The following is a 21,123-nucleotide window of genomic DNA, read 5'->3' on the forward strand; positions in this document are numbered from 1 at the left end:
TGCGGGACAATGGAGTACGTGACTCGGATCGTGATCATCGGTGGCGGACCCGGCGGATACGAAGCGGCGCTGGTGGCCGCTCAACTCGGCGCGGAGGTGACCGTCGTCGATTGCGACGGTCTGGGCGGGGCGTCGGTGCTCACCGACTGCGTGCCGTCGAAGACTCTGATCGCGACGGCCGAGGTGATGACCACCTTCGACTCGTCGTACGAGGAGCTGGGGATCATCGTCGCCGACGACACCCCGCCCATGGAGCAGTCCGCCCGGGTGGTGGGGGTCGACCTGGGGAAGGTCAACCGGCGTGTGAAGCGGCTCGCGCTCGCCCAGTCGCACGACATCGCCGCCTCCGTGACGCGTGCCGGCGCGCGGGTCATGCGCGGGCGCGGGCGTCTGGAGGGCATGCAGGCGCTCGACGGGTCGCGGAAGGTGGTGGTGCGCGCCGCTGACGGGAGTGAGGAGACCCTGACGGCGGATGCCGTGCTCATCGCCACCGGTGGGCATCCGCGTGAGCTGCCCGACGCACTGCCGGACGGTGAGCGGATCCTGAACTGGACCCAGGTGTACGACCTGAACGAGCTCCCCGAGGAGCTGATCGTGGTCGGGTCGGGTGTGACCGGTGCCGAGTTCGCGGGTGCCTATCAGGCGCTGGGTTCGAGGGTGACGCTCGTGTCGTCGCGGGACCGCGTGCTGCCGGGCGAGGACCCGGACGCGGCCGCCGTGCTGGAGGACGTCTTCCGGCGGCGCGGCATGAACGTCATGGGGCGTACCCGGGCGCAGTCCGCCAAGCGGGTCGGGGACCGGGTCGAGGTGACCCTCTCCGACGGGCGCGTCATCACCGGATCGCACTGTCTGATGGCCGTCGGTGCCGTGCCCAACAGCGCGGGCATGGGGCTGGAGGACGCGGGGGTCAGGCTGCGCGAGTCCGGCCACATCTGGACCGACAAGGTGTCGCGTACGACCGCTCCCGGCGTGTACGCGGCCGGTGACGTGACGGGTGTGTTCGCGCTCGCGTCGGTGGCCGCCATGCAGGGGCGCATCGCCATGTACCACTTCCTGGGTGATGCGGTGGCTCCGCTGAACCTGAAGACCGTGTCGTCGAACGTCTTCACCGACCCGGAGATCGCCACCGTCGGCTACACCCAGGCCGACGTCGACGGCGGGAAGATCGACGCCCGGGTCGTGAAGCTGCCGCTGCTGCGCAACCCGCGCGCCAAGATGCAGGGCATCCGCGACGGCTTCGTCAAGATCTTCTGCCGGCCGGGCACCGGGATCGTGGTCGGTGGTGTCGTCGTGGCGCCGCGGGCCTCGGAGCTGATCCATCCGATCTCGATCGCGGTCGACAACAATCTGACCGTCGAGCAGATCGCGAACGCCTTCACCGTCTACCCGTCGCTTTCGGGCTCGATCGCCGAGGTGGCACGGCAGTTGCACACGCGCAAGGAGACCGGCGAGGGCTGAGGCCGAAACCGGCTCCTCGCTGGTCACGGGGAGTATTCGACCATGTGTGTGGCATAGGCGGCGGGACTAGGCTCTATACCACTTCCCGCTGCTCGGTGCGAACATCTTCTGCTATTCAGCGCAAACTGCTGAAAGCAGACGGTCGCTGGCGTTACTGTCAGTTTCGTGTTCGCTGCAGAACGTCGCCAATTGATCCTCGAAATGGTGCGAGCGAACGGGGCCGTGTCGCTCCGTGAGCTCGCCCGCGTCGTCCAGACCTCCGAAGTGACCGTACGGCGGGACGTGCGCGCGCTGGAGGCAGAAGGACTCCTCGACCGCCGGCACGGCGGTGCGGTACTGCCGGGCGGTTTCACGCGGGAGTCCGGCTTTCCGCAGAAATCCCATCTCGCGACCGCCGAGAAGACCGCCATCGCCGACCTCGCCGCGAACCTCGTGGAAGAGGGAGAGGCGATCGTGGTCGGGGCGGGTACGACGACCCAGGAGCTGGCGCGCCGGCTCGCCCGGGTGCCCGGGCTGACCGTCGTCACCAACTCGCTGCTGGTGGCGCAGGCATTGGCCCACGCCAACCGGGTCGAGGTCGTGATGACCGGCGGGACGCTCCGCGGTTCGAACTACGCCCTGGTCGGCAGTGGTGCCGAGCAGTCCCTGCACGGGCTGCGGGTGTCGCGGGCGTTTCTGTCCGGGAGCGGTCTGACCGCCGAGCGCGGGTTGTCCACGTCCAACATGTTGTCGGCGTCCGTCGACCGGGCGTTGGTGCAGGCTGCCGCGGAGGTGGTGGTGCTTGCCGACCATACGAAGCTCGGGACGGACACGATGTTCCAGACCGTGCCTACGGATCTCATCACGCGCCTTGTGACGGACGAGCCGCCCGCACATGACGACCGTGCGGCCACCGAGCTTCAGGCGCTTGCCGATCAGGGCGTGCAGATCGCCGTGGCCGGAGGGCAACGGGGCTCCGCTGGAGCGGGGGCCGGGGGACCGGGGGGTGATTCGGTCCCGGCGCGTCAGCAGCGCAGGGATGTGCCGTTGCCCGGGCCGCGGCGTCAGGTTCCGGGGGCCGGGGGGCCGTTGCGCTCCGCCGCGATCCTGGGTGAGCAGGGGCCTGGGGCGGAGCGGGCGCGGGTGGCGGATCTGCGGCGGCGCTAGGAGCTGCCGGTGGGTGGGTCCCGTTGCTGGTGGCTGCCAGGTGCCCGGCGTGAGGGCTGGGGGCGGGTGGGTGCGCAGCTCGGCGAGACGAGGTGCCTCCCCCACTCTCGGCTTCGCTCGAGCGGGGGGGGGGAGCCCCACCGCCCACCCGTGCCGCCCCTAGCGGCACGCATGCCCGCAGCTGGGGCGGCGCGTATGCCCGCAGCTCAGCGAGACGGGCGGGCAGGTGCTGTGTGCGCCTGCCCGCCCGACTCTTGTTGTGTCAGTCCTTGATCTCGCAGATGGGCGCGCCGGACGTGACCGATGCGCCGATTTCCGCGCTGAGGCCCTTGATCGTGCCCGACCTGTGGGCGTTCAGGGGCTGTTCCATCTTCATCGCCTCGAGGACGACGACCAGGTCGCCCTCCTTGACCTCCTGGCCCTCCTCGACGGCCACCTTGACGATGGTGCCCTGCATGGGGGAGGCGAGGGTGTCGCCGGAGGCGACGGGGCCCGACTTCTTCGCCGCGCGGCGCTTGGGCTTGGCGCCCGCCGCCAGGCCCGTACGGGCCAGGGACATGCCCAGCGAGGCCGGGAGGGAGACCTCCAGGCGCTTGCCGCCGACCTCGACGACGACCGTCTCGCGGTCGAGCTCCTCCTCGGCCTCCGTGGCGTCGGCCGGAGCGGCGAAGGGCTTGATCTCGTTGACGAACTCCGTCTCGATCCATCGCGTGTGGACCGTGAACGGGTCGGACGAGCCGGTGAGCTCGGGGGCGAACGCCGGGTCCTTCACCACCGCGCGGTGGAACGGGATCGCCGTCGCCATGCCCTCGACCTGGAACTCCTCCAGCGCGCGGGCGGCCCGCTGCAGGGCCTCCGCACGCGTGCGGCCGGTGACGATCAGCTTGGCCAGCAGGGAGTCCCACGCCGGGCCGATGACCGAGCCGGACTCCACGCCCGCGTCCAGGCGGACGCCCGGGCCGGCCGGCGGGTCGAACTTCGTGACCGTGCCGGGGGCCGGGAGGAAGTTGCGGCCCGGGTCCTCGCCGTTGATGCGGAACTCGAAGGAGTGGCCGCGCAGCGCCGGGTCGTCGTAGCCGAGCTCCTCACCGTCGGCGATGCGGAACATCTCGCGGACGAGGTCGATGCCCGCGACCTCCTCGGTGACCGGGTGCTCCACCTGGAGGCGGGTGTTGACCTCGAGGAAGGAGATCGTGCCGTCCAGGCCGACGAGGAACTCGACCGTGCCGGCGCCGACGTAGCCGGCCTCCTTCAGGATCGCCTTGGAGGCCGAGTACAGCTCCTCCACCTGCGCGTCGGACAGGAAGGGCGCGGGAGCCTCCTCGACCAGCTTCTGGTGCCGGCGCTGGAGGGAGCAGTCACGGGTGGAGACCACGACGACGTTGCCGTGCTGGTCGGCCAGGCACTGGGTCTCCACGTGCCGAGGCTTGTCCAGATAGCGCTCGACGAAGCACTCGCCGCGCCCGAAGGCGGCGACCGCCTCGCGCACCGCCGAGTCGTACAGCTCGGGCACCTCTTCGAGCGTGCGCGCGACCTTCAGGCCACGACCGCCGCCGCCGAAGGCCGCCTTGATGGCGATCGGCAGACCGTGCTGCTCGGCGAAGGCGACGACCTCGTCGGCGCCCGAGACCGGGTCGGGCGTGCCCGCCACCAGCGGGGCGCCCGCGCGCTGCGCGATGTGCCGGGCGGCGACCTTGTCACCGAGGTCGCGGATCGCCTGCGGGGGCGGGCCGATCCAGATCAGGTCCGCGTCCAGGACCGCCTGGGCGAAGTCAGCGTTCTCGGAGAGAAAGCCGTAGCCGGGGTGGATGGCGTCCGCGCCCGACTCCCGCGCGGCATTCAGCACCTTCTCGATGTCGAGGTAGCTGGTGCCCGGGGTGTCACCGCCCAGGGCGAACGCCTCATCCGCGGCGCGGACATGCAGAGCGTCCCGATCAGGGTCGGCGTAGACGGCCACGCTCGCGATGCCGGCATCCCGGCAGGCCCGGGCCACGCGGACAGCGATTTCGCCACGGTTGGCGATGAGCACCTTGCGCACGATGAGGCTCCCTCCTTGAAACAAGCCGAGTTTAGGGACTGCCGACACGGCACTTCGACCCGTCCCCAGTGGTGAGCTTGCCCACACGGAGCGTGATGCGAGGCTCGCTCGACCCGCGAAATCCCTTGTCGCACCGCGGTACGCAGCACTCCTGCGGGAAACCCTAGCCGTCTCCTGTGGTCAAGGTCTCTGTCATCACGTGCTGCGGGCCACTCCGTTTCTTTGTGGAGTCCCTACGAATGGCCCAATGATTCTTTGCCCGCCACGGAACCCTTGTCCCAGGGTTTACCTGTCAGTAGCGTTCGCGATGTCTCGAACGTACTAGGGGTAAGAGGGTGGGCCCGGTGGTGCGCAGGCCGGTGGCGTGGGTCGTGGCGGTGGTGCTCTTCGGTGAGGCGTTCGGCATCGCCGCGCTGAACTGGTTCCTCGGGGTCGTCGTCGACCGGCAGGACATGTCCCTGGCCGGGCTCGATCCGCACATGATGTCGGTGTCGTCGAAGATCGGCGGGATCGCCTTCGGCCTCTACTTCGCGCTGTGCGGCCTGGTCGCCCTGCTCGTGGCGCTGCGGGACCGCCCCCCGGCGGGCCTCGGGCGGGTGCTGCTGATCAGCGCGGCGGTCGTGCACGGACTGCTGGGCGCGTTCACCTGGGGGCCCGTCGGCTGGCCCGCGTTCCTGTTCATGATGCTGGTGCTCGGCCTGATCGTCCTGCTGCTGATGACCTACGACCGCCCGGCCGAGCCGGTCATCGCTCCGCCGGCGCCCACAACTCCGTGATGCCGACGCCCAGGTCGGCGAGGAGCCGCCGGACCAGGGGCAGGCTGATGCCGATCACGTTGCCGTGGTCGCCGTCGATGCCGTTGATGAACGGGGCCGAGCGGCCGTCCAGGGTGAAGGCCCCGGCGACGTAGAGCGGTTCGCCGGAGCTGACGTAGGCGGCGATCTCCTCGTCCGTCGGGTCGCCGAAGTGGACGACCGTGGACGCGGTGGCGGAGACATAGCGGCCGCTGAGCGTGTCGTAGACGCAGTGGCCGGTCTGGAGGGTGCCGGCGCGGCCCCGCATCGACTTCCAGCGGGCCGTGGCCTCCTCGGCGTCCGCGGGCTTGCCGAGGGCCTGGCCGTCCAGGTCGAGCACGGAGTCGCAGCCGATCACGAGCGCGCCCTTGGTCTCCGGCCGGGCCGCCACGACGGAGGCCTTCGCCTCAGCGAGGGCGAGGGCCAGCTCGGCGGGGGTGGGGGCGGTGACGGCGTCCTCGTCGACGCCGCTCACGATCACCTCGGGGGTGAGTCCTGCCTGGCGGAGCAGTCCGAGCCGGGCGGGGGACTGGGAGGCGAGGACGAGTCGCCTGCGGCGCTGAGCGGTCATGCAGTCAGGTTAGTCATATGGGCGAGGCCGGCTCACCTGATGCCGATCACCAGCATGGCCACGAACATGGCCAGTGCCATGAGAACGCCCAGCCGCCGGAGCATGTCCTGCATGTCGCGGAGTTCTTTCGGCGGTTCGTTCTCGGGGTCGGACCAGAGCATGCCACCCAGCGTGCGGCTTGGCAGGGCGGGGCGCCTGAGTAGGGGTACTCAAATCGGCGCCCCGCGTTGTTCCGCCGTGCGCGGTTCCCCGCGTCCCTGGGGGCGAGAGCCCTAGGCCGGCCAGTACGTACGGCCCCAGGCCGCCGGCCCCGGCTGGGGCAGGCGGTGGGACGCGATGCGGGACGGGTCGGACCAGGAGTCGCGGGGGGCCGGTGCGCCGGGCGGGGTCTCTGTCGCCGCCGCGGCGCGGGCCCTGACCACCGCCAGTGCGGCGGCCAGCTCCTCCGGGGTCGGGTTGCCCCTTACGACCTTGATCGTCATGTGGGTCTCCTGGGCTCGCTGCGGGCTAGAGGGGGATGTTGCCGTGCTTCTTCGGAGGCAGGGATTCCCGCTTCGTGCGCAGTTGACGCAGACCCCGTACGACATGGCAGCGGGTGTCGGACGGCATGATCACCGCGTCGACATAGCCGCGTTCGGCCGCGACGTAGGGGTTGAGCAGGGCGTCCTCGTACTCCTGGATCAGCCGGGCCCGGACCGCCTCGAGGTCCTCGCCGCCCGCCTCCGCCTCGGCGATGGTGCGGCGGTGCAGGATGTTGACCGCGCCCTGGGCGCCCATGACGGCGATCTGGGCGGTGGGCCAGGCGAGGTTGAGGTCGGCGCCCAGGTGCTTGGAGCCCATGACGTCGTAGGCGCCGCCGAAGGCCTTGCGCGTGATGATCGTGATCAGCGGGACGGTCGCCTCGGCGTAGGCGTAGATCAGCTTGGCGCCGCGGCGGATGATGCCGTCGTGCTCCTGGTCGACGCCGGGCAGGAAGCCGGGGACGTCCACGAAGGTGATGACCGGGACGTTGAACGCGTCGCAGGTCCGCACGAAGCGGGCCGCCTTCTCGGAGGCGGTGATGTCGAGGCAGCCGGCGAACTGCATCGGCTGGTTGGCGACGATGCCGACGGGGTGGCCCTCGACCCGGCCGAAGCCGGTGACGATGTTCGGCGCGTACAGCGGCTGCGTCTCGAAGAACTCGGCGTCGTCCAGGACGTGCTCGATCACCGCGTGCATGTCGTACGGCTGGTTCGCGCTGTCCGGGACGATGACGTCCAGCTCGCGGTCCTCGTCGGTGATGTCGAGGTCGGCCTCCTCCGCGAAGACCGGCGGCTCGGAGAGGTTGTTGGACGGCAGGTACGACAGCAGCTGCTTGACGTACTCGATGGCGTCCTTCTCGTCCCCGGCCATGTGGTGGGCCACGCCCGAGGTCGCGTTGTGGGTGCGGGCGCCGCCGAGCTCCTCGAAACCGACGTCCTCGCCGGTGACGGTCTTGATGACGTCGGGCCCGGTGATGAACATGTGCGAGGTCTGGTCGACCATGACCGTGAAGTCGGTGATGGCCGGGGAGTACACGGCGCCGCCGGCGCAGGGGCCCACGACCAGGCTGATCTGCGGGATCACGCCGGAGGCGTGGGTGTTGCGGCGGAAGATCTCGCCGTAGGCGCCGAGTGAGGCGACGCCCTCCTGGATCCTGGCCCCGCCGGAGTCGTTGATGCCGATGACCGGGCAGCCGGTCTTCAGGGCGAAGTCCATGACCTTGACGATCTTCTGGCCGTAGACCTCGCCGAGCGCCCCGCCGAAGACCGTGAAGTCCTGCGAGAAGACGGCGACGGGGCGGCCGTCGACGGTGCCGTACCCGGTGACGACGCCGTCGCCGTACGGGCGGTTCTTGTCCAGTTGGAAGTTGGTGGACCGGTGCCGGGCGAACTCGTCCAGCTCGACGAAGGAGCCTTCGTCCAGGAGGAGTTCGATCCGCTCACGGGCCGTCAGCTTGCCTTTGGCGTGCTGCTTCTCGACGGCGCGTGCGGAGCCGGCGTGCGTCGCTTCCTCGATGCGGCGCTGGAGATCCGCGAGCTTGCCCGCGGTCGTGTGAATGTCAGGCTGCTGCAGCTCTTCCGGCTCGGACATCGGGATGCGGCTCCCTGCCTGCTCAAAAGGGGGGACGGTTACTCATCCGTAGAGTAGTGCGGTGCCTTCAGGTCGGCAGTGCGGCGTTTACCACACCTAGGGTGGCTTGCATGACGCCGCGAGATGCAGCAGAGCCGAGTGAGCCGAACGGTAGCCGTTGGTCGGACCTGGACCGTCCGCCCCTCAACGTCACCGCCCTGCGCCGGGGGCTGGTGCGGGAGGGAGGGCTGTGGTCGGAGCTGGACGTGGTGCATCGCACCGGCTCCACCAACTCCGACCTCGTGGCCCGGGCGGCGAAGGGGGAGGCCGTCGAGGGCGCGGTGCTCGTCGCCGAGGAGCAGACGGCCGGGCGGGGCCGGCTGGACCGGCAGTGGACGGCGCCGCCGCGGTCGGGCCTGTTCTTCTCCGTGCTGCTCACGCCGAGCGAGGTGCCGGTGGGGCGGTGGGGGTGGCTGCCGCTGCTCACGGGCGTGGCGGTGGCGACGGGGCTGTCGCGCGCGGCGGGTGTCGACACGGCTCTGAAGTGGCCGAACGACGTGCTGGTCACGGTGCGGGGCGAGGAACGCAAGGCCGGGGGGATCCTCGCCGAGCGGGCCGGTGACGACGGGGTCGTGATCGGGGTCGGCATCAATGTCTCGCTGAAGGAGAACGAGCTGCCGGTGCCTACGGCGGGGTCGGTGGGGCTGGCCGGGGCGGTGAGTACGGATCGGGATCCGCTGCTGCGGGGGGTGCTTCGTTCTCTGGAGGAGTGGTACGGGAAGTGGCGTGCGGCGGGGGGCGACCCGGAGGTGAGCGGGCTGCAGAAGGCGTATGCGGCATCGTGCGCGACGCTCGGGCGGACCGTGCGGGCGGAGCTGCCGGGGGATCGGGGCGTGGTGGGGGAGGCCGTGGCTGTGGATGGGGACGGGCGGTTGGTGCTGGCGACGGAGGACGGGGTGCAGGAGCCGGTGGGGGCGGGGGACATCGTGCACCTCAGGCCCGCTTGACAGGTCCTCGGCGTGAGGGCTGAGGCCGGGTGGGTGCGCAGCCCGGCGTTGCGGGGCTCCGCTGCGCCCACCCGTGCCGCCCCTAGCGGCACGCATGCCCGCAGCGGAGTACCTAACGGAGTGAGCTGGCGCACACCTGCCGTAGAGTTGAGGCCGGTCGATACATGACCGTGACAGATCGGAAGGGCAGCACGCGTGACCGTCGAAGACCCGGACTCCGGCACGGACGCGCAGGGCGCCGACCCCGGCGAGGACCCGCTCGCCCTGCGCCTCGAAGGGCTCATTCTGGGGGCCGAGCGCCGGTACACGCCGTTTCAGGCGGCCCGTAGCGCCGGTGTCTCCATGGAACTGGCCTCCCGCTTCTGGCGGGCCATGGGCTTCGCGGACATCGGGCAGGCCAAGGCCCTCACCGAGGCGGACGTACTCGCCCTGCGGCGTCTCGCCGGTCTCGTCGAGGCCGGGCTGCTGAGCGAGGCGATGGCCGTACAGGTGGCCCGGTCCACCGGGCAGACCACCGCACGGCTCGCCGAGTGGCAGATCGACTCCTTCCTGGAGGGGCTGACCGAGCCGCCCGAGCCGGGCATGACCCGCACCGAGGTGACGTACCCGATCGTCGAGCTGCTCCTGCCCGAGCTGGAGGAGTTCCTCGTCTATGTCTGGCGGCGTCAGCTCGCCGCCTCGGCCGGGCGGGTCGTGCAGGCCGCCGACGACGAGGAGATGGTCGACCGGCGCCTCGCCGTGGGCTTCGCGGACCTGGTCGGTTTCACCCGGCTCACTCGCCGGATGGAGGAGGAGGAGCTCGGCGAGCTGGTCGAGGCCTTCGAGACCACGGCCGCCGACCTGGTGGCCGCGAACGGCGGGCGGCTGATCAAGACCCTCGGTGACGAGGTGCTGTACGCCGCCGACGACGCGGGCATCGCCGCCGAGATCGCCCTGCGGCTGATCGAGACCATGGCGCACGACGAGACGATGCCGGAGCTGCGCGTCGGCATGGCGTTCGGCACGGTGACCACCCGTATGGGTGATGTGTTCGGTACGACCGTGAACCTGGCCTCCCGGCTCACCTCGATAGCTCCGAAGGACGCCGTCCTCGTCGACACGGCCTTCGCCGAGGAGCTGATCCGCACGCAGGACGCCCCCTCCTCCGAGGCGGAGGCGGCCGAGGAGGCCGCGGCGGCGGAGAAGGAGGGCGAGGAGCCCCCGGCGTACCGGTTCGCGTTGCAGCCGATGTGGCAGCGGCCCGTGCGTGGTCTGGGCGTCGTGGAGCCGTGGCTCCTCACCCGGCGGGACCTGGGCTGACAGGGGCGGTCAGCCGCGGCCGCCCGGTGTGTCCACGCACAGGCCGATGACCGGCACGCACAGGCCGGGGTCTTCGGGTTTCTTCGGCTGTTCGGGCTTGGGCTCGGGCGCCGGGGCGGGCGTGGTCCGGCTCGGCGGAGCGGGCTCGGCCGGTGCCGGGCGCGGGGCGTCGCCCTGGGTGACCGGTGCCGGGGTGTTCGGTGTGTCGGGGATGGTCGTGGGCCGGTGAGCGGCGGTCGTGTCGGTCCCTCGGGTACCGGTCGCGGCGGGCGGGGCCGGTCGTGCGTCCCTGGTGACCGGGGACGGGGTCAGGCCGCCCAGGGTTGCGGGTGATGAGGGGCTGACCTCGGGAGCGACGGCCGGGAAGGTCGCGGCGGTGTCGGCGGTCCGGCCCGTGTCCGTGCCGGTGGTGACCGGGTCCGGGCGGGGTTCGGCCTCGACGGTGCCGACGCCGTCGGGGCCCGGTCCGGAGGCCAGGCGTACGAGGCTCAGGGTGCCGGCGGCCAGGGCGAGGCCGCCGGCGGCGAGCAGGGCCTTGTGGGGGCGGGGCTTGCGGTGGCGGCCCCGGACGCGGGGGGTGAAGAGGCCGGTTTCCGCCGGGGGCGGCTCGGCGGTTGTGATCGGCTCCATCCGGCGGGGCGCCGTGGCAGTCCCGGTGTCCCGCTGTGGCGTCGTCGGCGTGTTCGCCCTCATCACGTTCCTCCCCGTTGCGCACGCGCCCCCTGTGCGCCGTTGGCGGACGCACGCTATGCGCTCCCATGGGTGGTCGGGCCGGAATTGAGGTGATGTCACTCGAACGGGTGGACGGGTGAGGGTGCGGGAACCGGTCGCGTCCGCTCTTTCGTGCGGGGGACGGGGCTGCGATGATCGAGACGGTGATTGTTAACCCGCGTTAACCGGAGGGTGTCATGAACGAGGAACGGTTCGGGGAGTTCGTGCTGGTGCGGCGGCATGAGCAGGGGCATGTCGCGGAGCTCGTCCTCGACCGGCCGGGGGCCATGAACGCCGTGTCGACCGGGATGGCGCGGTCCATCGCCGGGGCCTGTGCGGCGCTGGGGGAGGACCGGGACGTACGGGTGGTCGTGCTGACCTCGACGCATGAGCGGGCGTTCTGCGTGGGGGCCGACCTGAAGGAGCGGAACTCGTTCAGCGACGCGGATCTGGTGCGGCAGCGGCCGGTGACGCGTGGGGCGTACACCGGGGTGCTCGAGGTGCCGGTGCCGACGGTGGCGGCGGTGCACGGGTTCGCGCTGGGGGGCGGGTTCGAGCTGGCGCTCGCGTGTGACGTGATCGTGGCGGACCGTACGGCGGTGGTGGGGCTGCCGGAGGTGTCGGTGGGGGTGATTCCCGGGGGCGGGGGCACGCAGTTGCTGCCGCGTCGGGTGGGGGCGGCGCGGGCGGCTGAGCTGATCTTCTCGGCGCGGCGGGTGGAGGCCGTGGAGGCGGGCGAGTTGGGGTTGGTCGATCAGGTGGTGGAGGAGGGGCGGGATCGGGAGGTGGCGCTGGAGCTGGCCTCTCGGATCGCGGGGAACTCGCCGGTGGGGTTGCGGGCGGCGAAGCGGGCGTTGCGGTTGGGGCAGGGGTTGGATCTGCGGGCCGGGCTCGAGGTGGAGGACGCGGCGTGGAGGGCGGTGGCGTTCTCCGGGGACCGGGCGGAAGGGGTCGCGGCGTTCAACGAGAAGCGGAAGCCGGAGTGGCCGGGGGAGTGAGCTGGGGTTTGTTGTCCGGTACTCGGCGTGGGTGCTGGGGGCGGGTGGGTGCGCAGCCCGGCGCGACGAGGTGCCGCTGCGCCCACCCGTGCCGCCCCTAGCGGCACGCATGCCCGCAGTGGGGGCGGGACCGGCGGCCGCAGCTGAGTCCGCCCCGTTCGCGTCGTCCACAGAACGGATTGGCTGAAAAGTCCCTAGCCTGGAGTGATGGGTGAGGACAGACGGCTGGTGGCCGTCGTCGCGTTGGCTCAGGGGATGGCGGCCGCGCACGGGTCGCGTGAGGCGTGGCGTGCGGCGGCTGCCGGGGCGTGCCGGGCGCTGGGCGGGAGTTTCGCCGCGCTGTCGGTGTGGGAGCGGGAGCTCGGGCGGCTGAAAGTCCTCGTCAACGTGGGTGCGCTGGCCGACGGGGAGGAGGAGTTCCCGGAGGACGAGGCCTATCCGGTGCACCAGTTCGCGGAGATCACCGAGTTCCTGCACGAGCAGTGGGCGGCGGGGGGCGGTGAGCCCGACGCGTGGGTGGAGACCGCCGAAGGGCCCGCCGCCGGGCGGCGTCCCGGGTACTGCCATCAGCGCGTCGCCGCCCTGCGCCGACGCGGCCGGGGCTGCTGTGTGGTCGCGCCGATCGTGCTGCACGGCCGGGCCTGGGGCGAGCTGTATGTCGCCCGGCCGGCCGGTGAGGCCGTCTTCGAGCGGGCCGACGCCGACTTCGCCACCGTCCTGGCCTCCGTCGTGGCCGCCGGCATAGCCCAGACCGAGCGGCTGGAGGAGGCCCGGCGGCTCGCGTTCACCGACGCGCTGACCGGACTCGCCAACCGTCGTGCCGTGGACGTACGCCTGGAGCAGGCGATCGAGCGGCACCGCAGGGACGGCGCGGTCGTCAGTCTCGTGGTCTGCGATCTGAACGGGCTCAAGCGGGTCAACGACACCCATGGGCACGCCGTCGGCGACCGGCTCCTGGAGCGTTTCGGCTCGGTGCTGTCGCTGTGCGGGGCCATGCTGCCGGGGGCCCTGGCGGCGCGGCTCGGCGGGGACGAGTTCTGTCTGCTCGCGGTCGGGCCGCCCGCCGACCAGGTCGTGAAGGCGGCCGGTGAACTGTGCCGCCGGGCGTCCGAGCTGGAGCTCGGGGACGGCGTGGCCTGCGGGGTCGCCTCCACCGAGGATCCGATCGGGCCCGTGCGCTCCGCGCGGCGGCTGTTCCGGCTCGCGGACGCGGCCCAGTACCGGGCCAAGGCCGAGCGGGCCGCCCGGCCGGTGGTCGCGGGCCGGGCCGGGCCCGACGACCCCGTCATGCGGCTGGCGGACGAGCCGTCCAAGGGAGCGGACGGGGAGCGCCGGCGGTTCCGGGGGCGCCATGCGCCGTAGGGGAGCGGCCGTGTGACGTATCGGTAAGGGGCGAACCCGGCTCCCAGTGGTGACATCGTCGAATTCACTGCGTACGCTCCTGAATATGGATATGCACACTGTGGTGGTGGGGACGTCCGGCGTGACCGCGTCCGACGTGCTCGCCGTGGCGCGCGGCGGTGCCCGCGTCCAGCTCTCCGAGGAGGCCGTGGCCGCCCTCGCCGCGGCCCGCGAGATCGTGGACGCGCTGGCGGCCAAGCCGGACCCCGTGTACGGCGTGAGCACCGGCTTCGGGGCCCTGGCGACCCGGCACATCAGCCCCGAGCTGCGCGCACAGCTCCAGCGCAACATCGTCCGCTCGCACGCCGCCGGGATGGGCCCGGCCGTGGAGCGGGAAGTCGTGCGCGCCCTGATGTTCCTGCGGCTGAAGACCGTCTGCTCCGGGCGCACCGGCGTACGGCCCGAGGTCGCGCGGACGATGGCCGATCTCCTCAACGCCGGTATCACCCCGGTCGTGCACGAGTACGGCTCCCTCGGCTGCTCCGGCGACCTCGCGCCGCTGTCCCACTGCGCGCTCGCGCTCATGGGGGAGGGCGACGCCGAGGGCCCCGACGGTGTCGTACGCCCGGCCGCCGAACTCCTCGCCGCGCACGGCATCCAGCCGGTCGAACTGCGCGAGAAGGAGGGCCTCGCCCTCCTCAACGGCACCGACGGCATGCTCGGCATGCTGGTCATGGCCCTGGCCGACCTGGACACGCTCTACCGGTCCGCCGACATCACGGCCGCCCTGTCGCTGGAGGCCCTGCTCGGCACCGACCGGGTCCTCGCGCCCGAACTGCACGCCATCCGGCCGCACCCGGGGCAGGCCGCCAGCGCCGCCAACATGCTGGCCGTGCTGAAGGGTTCGGGCCTGACCGGGCACCACCAGGACGACGCCCCGCGCGTCCAGGACGCCTACTCGGTGCGCTGCGCCCCGCAGGTCGCCGGGGCCGGGCGGGACACCATGGCCCACGCCCGGCTGGTCGCCGACCGTGAGCTGGCGTCGGCGGTCGACAACCCGGTGGTGCTGCCCGACGGGCGGGTGGAGTCCAACGGCAACTTCCACGGGGCGCCGGTCGCCTACGTCCTGGACTTCCTCGCCATCGCCGCCGCCGACCTCGGCTCCATCGCCGAGCGGCGCACCGACCGGCTGCTCGACAAGAACCGCAGCCACGGCCTGCCGCCGTTTCTCGCCGACGACGCCGGTGTGGACTCGGGCCTGATGATCGCTCAGTACACGCAGGCCGCGCTGGTGAGCGAGCTGAAGCGGCTCGCCGTACCGGCGTCCGCCGACTCGATCCCGTCCTCCGCGATGCAGGAGGACCATGTCTCGATGGGCTGGTCGGCGGCGCGCAAGCTGCGCACGGCCGTCGACAACCTCACCCGTGTCCTCGCCGTCGAGCTGTACGCGGCCACCCGCGCCGTCGAACTGCGCGAGGGGCTGACGCCTGCGCCCGCGACACGGGCGGTCATCGATGCCGTACGGGAAGCGGGAGTTCAGGGTCCGGGGCCGGACCGGTTCCTGGCGCCCGATCTGGCCGCCGCGGACGCCTTCGTGCGCGACGGGCGGCTGCTCGCCGCGGTGGAGACGGTCACCGGGCCGCTCCGGTAATACGACGAACAGTGCAGGGGCCTTGCCGGGCGCAGGGCCCCTGGGCGGTCGGCCTTGCGCCAAGTGCGCTCAGAGGCCGAGCCGTTCCCGGCGGACCGAATAGGCGACGAAGCCCGCGCCCAGCATCAGGAACATCGTGCCGCCGGCCACGTAGGGCGTGCTGTCGAAGCTGCCCGTGTCGGCGAGGCGGGTGTCCGTGACGGAGTCGCCCGCCGTCGTGGCCGCGATCCGCGCCTGCTCTGTGACCTGCGGCGACGGGCTCGCCGAGACCGCGTCTCTCACCGGGGAGTCCGACGTCGCGTTGGCGGACGGGACGAACCACAGGGCGCCCAGCAGGGTCGCTGCGGCGGTGGTGGTCAGCAACGGGCGGCGAGCGGATGACACGGAATATCGATCCCCTTGTGGCACTGGCGAATTGGCCGTGTGGGGTGATGTTAGTAAAAGGCGCGGGTCACGGGAAAGTCACGGGAGATCCTGGACGTACGCTCCCGCCATGAGCACTCCTGAGACATCACGTTTTGTACGGGTTCGGGTTGAACTCGTTCTGGAGGTCGACGACGCGGACGCCGTCACCAAGTCCGCGCTGCGCCGGATCGCCGACGACGCCGAGTTGCCGGCGTCGGAACGGGTACACGCCGAGAACGCTGTGACGGAAGACACCGCTGAGGCCCTCGCCTACCTCGTGGACCCGTTCGACCTGGTCAGCGAGGTTCCGGGGGTCGAACTCCAGCAGGCCTCCTGGAGCAGCGAGCGGATCGAGTACGACCCCGATTCGCCGGACTGGGACTACGACGAGGATGATGATGAGGGCGAGTACGACCTGATCGACGGTGAGGACAGCGACGAAGGGGACGGCGGAAGCCGGGCGCACGCGGCCGGCTGAGGCGGCTCGGGGAAAACTTGACCCCGGGTGGCAACCGCCGCCCGGGGTTTCGTCGTCTCAAGCGACGCACCGACCGCACCAGCACCATCCGCGTCGCGGACGTGGTGATCCCCACACCTGTGTCACATGGGGAACCGGACGAACCGGTCGTAGCGTTGAAAGGTCTCGACGAGGACTCACGAGTCCACGCGAGGGCACTTGGACTTTGACGGGGACACACTCGGGGTCTTGGGGAAATCGGCAACGATGGAGAAGCGTGTGATAACGGTCAGTAAGCGGCGCAAGGGCCTGGCGGTCGCGTCCGCACTGCTCGGTGGAGTGCTGGCGCTCTCGGCCTGTACCGGCGGCGACGACAACGCCTCCGGGGGTGACGGCGGCGACAGCTCCCAGTCGAAGGTCGACGAGGCCGCGGCCAAGAAGACCTCCGCGGCCCAGATCAAGATCACGCCCGAGGACGGCTCCGACAACGCCTCCATCAACAACTCCGCCGCCGTCACCGTCAGCAAGGGCACGCTCACGGACGTCAAGATGACGACGTCCGACGGCACGGAGGTCAGCGGCGAGATATCCGCCGACAAGAAGAGCTGGAAGCCGAGCGCCCAGCTGGAGCGCTCCACGAACTACAAGCTCGCCGCGGAGGCGAAGGACGACGAGGGCCGCGTCGCCCACGAGAACGCCTCGTTCACGACGGTCTCCCCGGCCAACAGCTTCATCGGCAACTTCACCCCGGACGACGGCACCACCGTCGGCGTCGGCATGCCGGTCTCGATCAACTTCGACAAGGCGATCACCAACAAGGCCGCCGTCCAGAAGGGCATCAAGGTCAGCACGACCGGTGGCCAGGAGGTCGCCTGCCACTGGTTCAACGCCAACCGCATGGACTGCCGCCCCGAGGACTACTGGAAGGAAGGCTCCACCGTCACGCTGAAGCTCGCGCTCGACGGTGTCGAGGGCGCCAAGGGTGTCTACGGGGTCCAGCAGAAGACGGTCACCTTCAAGATCGGCCGTAACCAGGTCTCGTACGTCGACGCGAAGACCAAGCAGATGAAGATCACGCAGGACGGCAAGACCGTGCGGACCATCCCGATCTCCGCCGGCTCGCCCGAGAACAAGACCTACGAGGGCATCATGGTGATGTCCGAGAAGTTCAAGGAGACGCGCATGAACGGCGCGACCGTGGGCTTCACGGACGACGACGGCAAGGGCGAGTACGACATCAAGGACGTGCCGCACGCCATCCGCCTCTCCAGCTCCGGCACCTTCATCCACGGCAACTACTGGGGCGCGAAGTCCATCTTCGGCAGTGTGAACACCAGCCACGGCTGCGTCGGTCTCCAGGACGCGAAGGGCGCCGACGACCCGAAGACGCCGGGCGCGTGGTTCTACAACAACTCGATCCTCGGTGACGTGGTCGTCGTCCAGAACACCGGCGACAAGACGGTCGCTCCGGACAACGGCCTCAACGGCTGGAACATGAACTGGGCCGACTGGAAGGCCGGTTCGGCGGTCTGACGGTCCGGTAGCTCCTGACGGTCCGGTAACTCCTGCAGAGAAGCCGCCGCCCACTCGGCAACGGGGTCGGGCGGCGGCTTCCGTCTTGTCCCCGGCTTGACCGGGCGGCGTAACCCCACGGCCCTGTAACGGAGTTCCGGCGACCGTGTAACAGTCCGCCGACGGAATTCTTACCCTCTTCTCATCTATTGAGCACCTGATCACCCCTCGGCATACTTCCTTTTCCGGGGGGTGTACGGCCATGCGTACGAGACCACCCCCGGCCGGGTGAACGGGGAATTCACCTGGTTCTTCTGCAAGGGGGAATCTTGCGCAGACAAGTGAAAAAGGCGTGCGCGGCCACGGTCGCCACAGCGGCGGCCGTGGCCCTGGCGGCGGGAATGACCAGCCCGGCGTCGGCGAACGGCGAGCAGACGGCCGCAGCCTCGAAGCCCACCTCGCTCACCGCCAAGCACCGCATCACGCTGATCACCGGCGACCGGGTCGTCCTGGACGCCAAGGGGCGCGTTGTCGGCCTGGAACGGGCCAAGGGACGCGAGGACATTCCCGTCCAGGTCCGCAAGCTCGACGGCCACACCCTCGTCATCCCCGCCGACGCGGCCCGCCTGGTCGCCACCGGCAAGCTCGACCAGCGGCTCTTCGACGTCACCGAGCTCAACAAGTCCACGACCCGCAAGGCCCAGAAGAAGGGCCTGAAGGTCATCGTCGGCTACCGGGGCAGCGCCACGGCCGCCAAGGCCGACGTCCGCGACGCGGGCACACTGAGCCACTCGCTGAAGTCCGTGAACGCGGACGCGGTGCAGACGCCCAAGGAGGACACGCCCGACCTGTGGGACGCGGTCACCAACGGCGGCAAGACCGCCTCCGGCATCGCGCACGTCTGGCTCGACGGCGTCCGCAAGGCCAGCCTCGACAAGTCCGTCGCGCAGATCGGCACCCCCAAGGCGTGGGCGGCCGGCTATGACGGCAAGGGCGTGAAGATCGCCGTCCTGGACACCGGAGTCGACGCCACCCACGCCGACCTCAAGGGGCAGGTGATCGGTGCCAAGAACTTCACCACCTCGCCCGACACCACCGACAAGGTCGGCCACGGCACGCACGTCGCCTCGATCGCGGCGGGCACCGGCGCGAAGTCCGGCGGCAAGTACAAGGGTGTCGCGCCCGGCGCGAAGATCCTCAACGGCAAGGTGCTCGACGACGGCGGATTCGGCAGCGACTCCGAGGTCCTGGCCGGCATCGAGTGGGCCGCCGCCGAGGGCGCCGACGTCGTCAACATGAGCCTGGGCGGCGGGGACACGCCCGCGATCGACCCGCTGGAAGCGGCCGTGAACAAGCTCTCCGAGGAGAAGGGCATCCTGTTCGCCATCGCCGCCGGCAACGAGGGCGACGGCGAACAGACCATCGGCTCCCCGGGCAGCGCCGCCGCGGCCCTGACCGTCGGCGCGGTCGACGACAAGGACGCGCTGGCCGACTTCTCCAGCCGTGGCCCCGGCATGGACGGCGCCCTCAAGCCCGATGTGACCGCGCCCGGCGTGGACATCACCGCGGCCGCCGCCCCGGGCAGCCAGATAGCCCAGGAGGTCGGCGAGAACCCGGCCGGCTACATGTCGATCTCCGGTACGTCGATGGCGACCCCGCATGTCGCGGGCGCGGCGGCGATCCTCAAGCAGCAGCACCCGACGTGGAAGTACGCCGAGCTGAAGGGCGCCCTCACCGGCTCCACCAAGGGCGGCAAGTACACCCCGTACCAGCAGGGTTCGGGCCGTATCCAGGTCGACCAGGCCATCAAGCAGTCCGTGATCGCCGAGCCGGGCTCGGTGAGCTTCGGCGTCCAGCAGTGGCCGCACACCGACGACAAGCCGGTCACCAAGGAGCTGACGTACCGCAACCTCGGTACGAAGGACGTCACGCTGAAGCTGACGTCGACCGCCACCAACCCCAAGGGCCAGGCCGTCCCGGCCGGTTTCTTCAAGCTCGGCGCCACCACGGTGACCGTCCCGGCCGGCGGCAAGGCCTCCGTCCCGTTCACCGTCGACACCAAGCTGGGCGGCACGGTCGACGGCGCGTACTCGGCGTACGTGACGGCGACGGGCGGCGGCCAGGCCGTCCGCACAGCGGCGGCGGTGCAGCGCGAGATGGAGTCGTACGACGTCACTGTTAAGCACATCGGCAGGGACGGGAAGCCGACTGACGCGTACAGCACTGATCTCTTGAGCTACGCGGGCTTGGTCAAGAACCGTGAATACCAGGTGCCCGTCGCTCCTTCGGGCGCGGTCACGTTGCGTGTGCCCAAGGGCACCTACCTGCTGAACGGCTTGGTCGCCGAGAACGTCGAGACGTTCGAGGGCGGTATCGACTGGCTGGTCCAGCCGAAGCTGGCCGTCACCAAGAACACCACGGTGACCATCGACGCTCGTAAGACGAAGCCGGCCGACATCAGGATCCCGGACGTGCAGGCCAAGCCGGTGTCCGCGATGGTCGACTACTTCTACGAGCCGGCGGACTCCGGTCTCGGCCTGAGCCTCGACTCGTTCGCCGGCCTGCGCATGGCCCACCTGGGTCCGGAGGTCTCCGGATTGAGCCAGACCTGGAACGGGCAGTGGAACAAGGGCGATGCCGCCGAGTACAACGTGGTTACCACCGCCAAGGCCAAGAAGATTCAGGGCGACAAGGTCCGGCACTTCAAGGCGGGTGAGCTCGCCGCGGTGAAGAACAACATGGGTGCGGCGGCGTCCGGCAAGACGGGCGACTTGTTCACCATGGGCATGCTTCCCGAGAGTGTCGTTTTCGGCGTCCCTGTGGAGCAGAAGCTGCCGAGCGCGCGCACCTTGTACCTCTCGACGTCGGACAAGGTCAAATGGGCGTTCGACTTCACGCAGTACAAGGGGAAGGACGCGGACGGCAACCCGATCCCCGAAGCCGGTTACACGCTCGGTGACCCTCAGACATTCAAGGCAGGCCAGAAGTACACGAAGACCTTCAATACCGCGGTCTTCGGCCCGCGCCTGAACGCCGACTTCGGCATTTTCCGCATGGGGAACGCCCTCTACGGTTCCCTGCCCCTGTTCGCCGACGGCGCCGGGCACGCAGGCTCGTCCGACTACACGTCGGTCGCGACGAATCTCTACCGCAACGGCACCAAGGTCGGCTCCAACGCCGACCCGTTGTTCGGCGAGGAGTTCAAGGTCCCGTCTGCCGACGCCGAGTACAAGCTGACGACGTCGGTCAAGCGCAGCGTCAAGGTTGCGGCGGCCTCCACCCGCATCGACGCCAGCTTCGTCTTCCGTTCCAAGAAGCCGTCCGGTGACGCGCGCGTGAAGGTGCCCGCCTCAACGGCCCGCTTCAACGCGGTCACGGGACTGGACAGCAAGGTCCCGGCCGGCAAGACGGTCAGCATCCCGGTCACCGTCGAGGGCGCTGCCAGGGGCAGCAACCTGAAGTCGCTGTCGGTGTACGTGTCGTACGACTACGGCAAGACCTGGAAGAAGCTCACCGTCAAGGACGGCAAGGTCAGCGTCAAGAACCCGGAGAAGGGGAAGGCCATCTCCTTCCACGCCAAGATCGCCGACAAGAAGGGCAACAAGTCGACGATCTCGATCTACAACGCGTACTACGGCAAGTGA

At 70.5% G+C, this 21,123-nt stretch carries 18 protein-coding genes; 11 read left to right on the top strand and 7 right to left on the bottom strand.

Going from position 1 to position 21,123, the window contains the following annotated elements; all coding sequences use genetic code 11:
• Positions 1-9 precede the first annotated feature (9 nt).
• Together AC07DF_RS02790 and AC07DF_RS02795 are read left to right on the top strand one after the other, a co-directional pair.
• Positions 10-1,458, top strand: a complete 1,449-nt coding sequence (locus AC07DF_RS02790) for an NAD(P)H-quinone dehydrogenase (RefSeq protein ID WP_189722896.1) — start codon at positions 10-12, stop codon at positions 1,456-1,458.
• A gap of 165 nt (positions 1,459-1,623) precedes the next feature.
• Positions 1,624-2,604: a DeoR/GlpR family DNA-binding transcription regulator gene (locus AC07DF_RS02795; RefSeq protein WP_478966281.1), complete on the top strand. Its 981-nt coding sequence runs from the start codon at positions 1,624-1,626 to the stop codon at positions 2,602-2,604.
• A 262-nt stretch (positions 2,605-2,866) separates the two neighbouring features.
• Here AC07DF_RS02795 and AC07DF_RS02800 read toward each other — a convergent pair whose 3' ends face one another.
• A complete protein-coding gene (locus AC07DF_RS02800; protein ID WP_478966283.1) occupies positions 2,867-4,642 on the bottom strand; it encodes an acetyl/propionyl/methylcrotonyl-CoA carboxylase subunit alpha in 1,776 nt (591 codons plus the stop codon).
• A 344-nt stretch (positions 4,643-4,986) separates the two neighbouring features.
• Here AC07DF_RS02800 and AC07DF_RS02805 point away from each other — a divergent pair, with 344 nt between their 5' ends.
• Positions 4,987-5,418, top strand: a complete 432-nt coding sequence (locus AC07DF_RS02805; protein ID WP_478966285.1) for a hypothetical protein — start codon at positions 4,987-4,989, stop codon at positions 5,416-5,418.
• Here AC07DF_RS02805 and AC07DF_RS02810 read toward each other — a convergent pair.
• The 4 genes from AC07DF_RS02810 to AC07DF_RS02825 all read right to left on the bottom strand — a co-directional run bounded on the left by AC07DF_RS02810 (position 5,387) and on the right by AC07DF_RS02825 (position 8,119).
• Complete coding sequence (locus AC07DF_RS02810) at positions 5,387-6,007, bottom strand: Maf family protein (RefSeq protein WP_478966287.1); 621 nt, start codon at positions 6,005-6,007, stop codon at positions 5,387-5,389. The genes AC07DF_RS02805 and AC07DF_RS02810 overlap by 32 nt on opposite strands.
• A gap of 32 nt (positions 6,008-6,039) precedes the next feature.
• On the bottom strand, positions 6,040-6,168 hold the full coding sequence (gene mmpB, locus AC07DF_RS02815; protein WP_478966289.1) for a morphogenic membrane protein MmpB: 129 nt from the start codon (positions 6,166-6,168) through the stop codon (positions 6,040-6,042).
• A 111-nt stretch (positions 6,169-6,279) separates the two neighbouring features.
• Positions 6,280-6,489 (bottom strand): acyl-CoA carboxylase epsilon subunit, encoded by a 210-nt coding sequence (locus tag AC07DF_RS02820; protein ID WP_382490037.1) that lies wholly within the window; start codon positions 6,487-6,489, stop codon positions 6,280-6,282.
• 25 nt (positions 6,490-6,514) lie between these two features.
• Positions 6,515-8,119: an acyl-CoA carboxylase subunit beta gene (locus AC07DF_RS02825; RefSeq protein WP_478966291.1), complete on the bottom strand. Its 1,605-nt coding sequence runs from the start codon at positions 8,117-8,119 to the stop codon at positions 6,515-6,517.
• Positions 8,120-8,229: 110 nt separating this feature from the next.
• Here AC07DF_RS02825 and AC07DF_RS02830 point away from each other — a divergent pair, with 110 nt between their 5' ends.
• Positions 8,230-9,105 carry a biotin--[acetyl-CoA-carboxylase] ligase gene (locus tag AC07DF_RS02830; protein WP_478966293.1) on the top strand — a complete coding sequence of 292 codons (876 nt, stop codon included), beginning with the start codon at positions 8,230-8,232 and terminating at the stop codon, positions 9,103-9,105.
• A 195-nt stretch (positions 9,106-9,300) separates the two neighbouring features.
• Complete coding sequence (locus tag AC07DF_RS02835) at positions 9,301-10,404, top strand: adenylate/guanylate cyclase domain-containing protein (RefSeq protein ID WP_423570091.1); 1,104 nt, start codon at positions 9,301-9,303, stop codon at positions 10,402-10,404.
• 9 nt (positions 10,405-10,413) lie between these two features.
• Here the strand turns inward: AC07DF_RS02835 and AC07DF_RS02840 are convergent, their stop codons facing one another.
• Complete coding sequence (locus AC07DF_RS02840; protein ID WP_478966295.1) at positions 10,414-11,097, bottom strand: hypothetical protein; 684 nt, start codon at positions 11,095-11,097, stop codon at positions 10,414-10,416.
• Between the two features lie 215 nt (positions 11,098-11,312).
• Between AC07DF_RS02840 and AC07DF_RS02845 the strand changes: the two genes are divergently transcribed.
• From AC07DF_RS02845 to hutH, 3 genes are all read left to right on the top strand, one after another.
• On the top strand, positions 11,313-12,113 hold the full coding sequence (locus AC07DF_RS02845) for an enoyl-CoA hydratase/isomerase family protein (protein WP_478966297.1): 801 nt from the start codon (positions 11,313-11,315) through the stop codon (positions 12,111-12,113).
• A 207-nt stretch (positions 12,114-12,320) separates the two neighbouring features.
• The gene (locus AC07DF_RS02850; protein WP_382490053.1) at positions 12,321-13,475 is read left to right on the top strand and encodes a GGDEF domain-containing protein; all 1,155 of its coding nucleotides are present in this window, start codon (positions 12,321-12,323) and stop codon (positions 13,473-13,475) included.
• A gap of 91 nt (positions 13,476-13,566) precedes the next feature.
• A complete protein-coding gene (gene hutH, locus AC07DF_RS02855) occupies positions 13,567-15,105 on the top strand; it encodes a histidine ammonia-lyase (RefSeq protein ID WP_478967565.1) in 1,539 nt (512 codons plus the stop codon).
• A 69-nt stretch (positions 15,106-15,174) separates the two neighbouring features.
• On the opposite strand, the gene AC07DF_RS02860 is transcribed toward hutH, so the two are convergent.
• Positions 15,175-15,489 (bottom strand): hypothetical protein, encoded by a 315-nt coding sequence (locus AC07DF_RS02860; protein WP_189722908.1) that lies wholly within the window; start codon positions 15,487-15,489, stop codon positions 15,175-15,177.
• 109 nt (positions 15,490-15,598) lie between these two features.
• Between AC07DF_RS02860 and AC07DF_RS02865 the strand changes: the two genes are divergently transcribed.
• From AC07DF_RS02865 to AC07DF_RS02875, 3 genes are all read left to right on the top strand, one after another.
• Positions 15,599-15,988, top strand: a complete 390-nt coding sequence (locus AC07DF_RS02865) for a hypothetical protein (protein ID WP_478966300.1) — start codon at positions 15,599-15,601, stop codon at positions 15,986-15,988.
• A 246-nt stretch (positions 15,989-16,234) separates the two neighbouring features.
• Complete coding sequence (locus AC07DF_RS02870) at positions 16,235-17,500, top strand: L,D-transpeptidase (RefSeq protein WP_478966301.1); 1,266 nt, start codon at positions 16,235-16,237, stop codon at positions 17,498-17,500.
• Between the two features lie 308 nt (positions 17,501-17,808).
• Positions 17,809-21,123 (top strand): S8 family peptidase, encoded by a 3,315-nt coding sequence (locus AC07DF_RS02875; protein WP_478966303.1) that lies wholly within the window; start codon positions 17,809-17,811, stop codon positions 21,121-21,123.

The sequence above is a fragment of the Streptomyces sp. NPDC044719 genome (assembly GCF_056433405.1).